Raw genomic sequence first — 2,979 nt, forward strand, 5'->3', positions numbered from 1 at the left:
TATTTAACGCTTTACGCCCGGACGATTTCTGTATTGTAAGTCCCATCAGCAAAGAGATTTATCAATCTAAATCCTGGTTTAGCTTGCTTATCGATTGCAAATTCTTTGCTTTGAGGTTGAAACTGAACGCAGGTAGAGGGACAACCAAGATAATCTACGCCATGACGCACCATTGCAAACTCTTGATGAATATGACCAAATATAACTAATTTTATTTGTGGGTAGCGATCGCAAACTGCCAAAAACTCCTCATAGTTGCGTAAGTTAATGTCATCCATCCAATCAGAATTAATAGAGCATGGTGGATGATGGATGGCGACTAAGGTAGGAAAATTAGGATTTTGTAGTTGAAGTTCTAGCCACTCCAAACTTTGCCCAGAAATCTCTCCGTATACGCAGCCTGGGATTAAAGAGCTTAAAAGTAAAAAATTCCAGCCGCCAGCATGAAAAGACTTTGTAGCATCAATTGGAGACTCTTTTAATACTTGCTCCATAACTTGTAAATTGTCGTGATTGCCTGGAATCCAGTAAGCAGGAATATTTAGCGGGGCAAGAAAATTGTGTACGCGATCGTAAGATTGGCTGGTTTCGTCTTGAGAAAGATCCCCCGTTAGTAACAAAATATCTGGCTGCGGTTGTAGTTTAGTTAATTTTTATATAACAGCTTGCAAGAAGTTATAACTTTGTACGCCAAAAACTTTAGGCTCAACCTCTGCAAATAAATGAGTGTCGGTAATTTGAGCAACTAGCCGCGAAGGCGATGTATTCATAGCAAAAAGTTTATTTTTTGAGTCAATTATTGTCAACAGGTATTACAACAATTTTTAGCAAACTTTGGGGGAAATACGCACCTGCTCCTAAAAATGTTCAGTTGATAGAATTGTAATAAGATTCGCACATAACTGTAATAGTTTAATTGCAACATTTATATAAAAGGTACAAACATGGACAATAATAACTGGCTTCAGCAACTTGTAATGCTTGGTGTAGGCACAACATCTTTGGTAGCGGAAAAACTACGCGAAGCAAGCGACGAATTGGTTAAAGATGGCAAGCTAAACCCAGAGCAAGCTAAGGTATTTGTCGATGACATGATGCACAAATTGAAATCGGAACAGGGAAACTGGGAAACCCAAATGCAAAAGCAAATTAAGAACGTGATGCAAGACTTGGGCGTTCCTCGTCAATCAGAAACCGATGAATTGCGGGGACGGATCGATCGCCTAGAGCGTCAGGTGCGAGACTTAGAAAATAAACTCTGGCGTTAATTTGCATTTTTCTAGGCGAGTGAATTAAAATTTGTTGTGTTTGTAACACTTTCTACTATCCCTTGATTTTGAGGAGGAAGAATTTTGAGAGAAATTATCGTCAGTTTTGGTGTCATAGTAGTCTGTGTTGTCGTTTTGGTTGTAAGTCAATTTACAAATCAGCCCAACGCTAGTGCAGATAGACTCACCCAAAACCAACCCCAAATCGAAGTAACAGAAAAACCAAGTAACAGTAATACTATGTCTGATGACGATAACAAAGTTGTAACTACTTCTTCTGGATTGAAGTATGAGGTACTAAATGAAGGCACGGGTGCGGCTCCTAAAACTGGTCAAACCGTTGTAGTTCATTACACCGGAACTCTAGAAGATGGCACAAAGTTTGATAGTTCCCGCGATCGCGGTCAGCCTTTTTCTTTTAAGTTAGGTGTAGGACAAGTTATTAAAGGCTGGGATGAAGGACTTAGCACTATGAAAGTAGGCGATCGCCGTAAGCTGACTATTCCCCCAGAATTAGGCTCTGGCGCGCGCGGTGCGGGTGGCACAATTCCCCCCAATGCGACGCTAATTTTTGATGTGGAATTGCTGAAAATTAGTTAAATGTATTAGGGCGCATTAACTACGCCCTAATACATTTACAGGAAGATTATAAAGGCAATATTAATTAATTTCCTTCACCCGCTCCAATGATCGCACCTTGGTCTGACTTCAAGAGCAACTAGCGCTATCCTTGGGGGTTACTTACTCAAATACCAACCAGATGGGAAAATACAATGGTGGCTCTGTCGCTCCTTGCTATGCGAAAGATTGAGGTGATGTTGGCACGCATAAGCGATCGCGGTTGGATAGATGACCCGATTTAATTTTTGCAATCAATTGTAGGGGGAAATAGCGAACCAAAAGTACCTACAGCGTCTCCGCCTACGTTATTCTTCATCACGTTCTCACAAATCTGTCCCTGGCTCTTGGCTTGGAACTTAATGCCTCCAGAAGCGTTGTCATAAATATTATTCCCGTACACATCATTATCACTACCGTCGCTAGAAGTATCACCTCCTAGGCGTATACCAGCACCAATATTGCCAAACACCTGGTTATAGCGGAATATATTATTATTTCCACGCGAATCAAGTCCCCCAGAATTAGGGTCAAGCTGTCCCGTACAATAGTTGCTTTCAACAATATTGCGACTTGCTCCTTCTTTAACATCTACACACTCGTTACCTTGGGTATCGATTACATTATGGTGAATCCAGTTATCCGCCGACGCATCGATATCAGTTGTCGGGTTTTTGCCATCATTTCTTTGTTCCGGTGCAGTGCCAATATAGATCCCTTCGCCATTTTTACCTCCGCCCCTAAACTTAAAATCTTGAACCCCGCAGTTAAAAATTTTGTTGAAGGCAATCTCGTTATTTTGAGCAAAGTAGCGCAGCCGGACGCATTCTCCTCCAGCATTTGCGATCTGCATATTCAATATTTTTAGCCCCACGACACCAGAGAGCTTTTCTTTCCCCTGCACGTAGATTAATTTGTCCCGATATCCTTTGGCGCTTTTTGAATTGCCGTGCAATCCATCTACAGTAAACCCGTTCAATACAATGTAATCATGATTGATTTCAACTACTCTAGCTTTGCCAGCGCCTTTTACTACCGCTTTATCTGTACCAGTGATAGTAATCGGTTTATCCTGCGTACCATTAGTTCGGGT

At 41.4% G+C, this 2,979-nt stretch carries 3 protein-coding genes and 1 pseudogene; 2 read left to right on the top strand and 2 right to left on the bottom strand.

What is annotated here, in order from left to right:
* Positions 1-11: 11 nt before the first annotated feature.
* Positions 12-770, bottom strand: a pseudogene (gene cpdA, locus ACEW80_RS17520) (3',5'-cyclic-AMP phosphodiesterase).
* Positions 771-944: 174 nt separating this feature from the next.
* Between cpdA and ACEW80_RS17525 the strand changes: the two are divergent.
* On the top strand, positions 945-1,268 hold the full coding sequence (locus ACEW80_RS17525; RefSeq protein ID WP_373527819.1) for a phasin family protein: 324 nt from the start codon (positions 945-947) through the stop codon (positions 1,266-1,268).
* A gap of 84 nt (positions 1,269-1,352) precedes the next feature.
* Positions 1,353-1,868: an FKBP-type peptidyl-prolyl cis-trans isomerase gene (locus tag ACEW80_RS17530; protein WP_373527820.1), complete on the top strand. Its 516-nt coding sequence runs from the start codon at positions 1,353-1,355 to the stop codon at positions 1,866-1,868.
* Between the two features lie 259 nt (positions 1,869-2,127).
* Here the strand turns inward: ACEW80_RS17530 and ACEW80_RS17535 are convergent.
* Positions 2,128-2,979 (bottom strand): hypothetical protein (locus ACEW80_RS17535; protein ID WP_373527821.1); only part of this gene is annotated, 852 nt, incomplete at its 5' end.

It is taken from the genome of Nostoc sp. (genome assembly GCF_041747015.1).
In the GTDB taxonomy this organism is placed as follows: Bacteria; Cyanobacteriota; Cyanobacteriia; order Cyanobacteriales; family Nostocaceae; genus Nostoc.

What these genes read in the sequence shown, in the direction of transcription:
- ACEW80_RS17525 (WP_373527819.1), top strand. Translation starts at nt 945, where the DNA reads ATGGACAATAATAACTGGCTTCAGCAACTTGTAATGCTTGGTGTAGGC.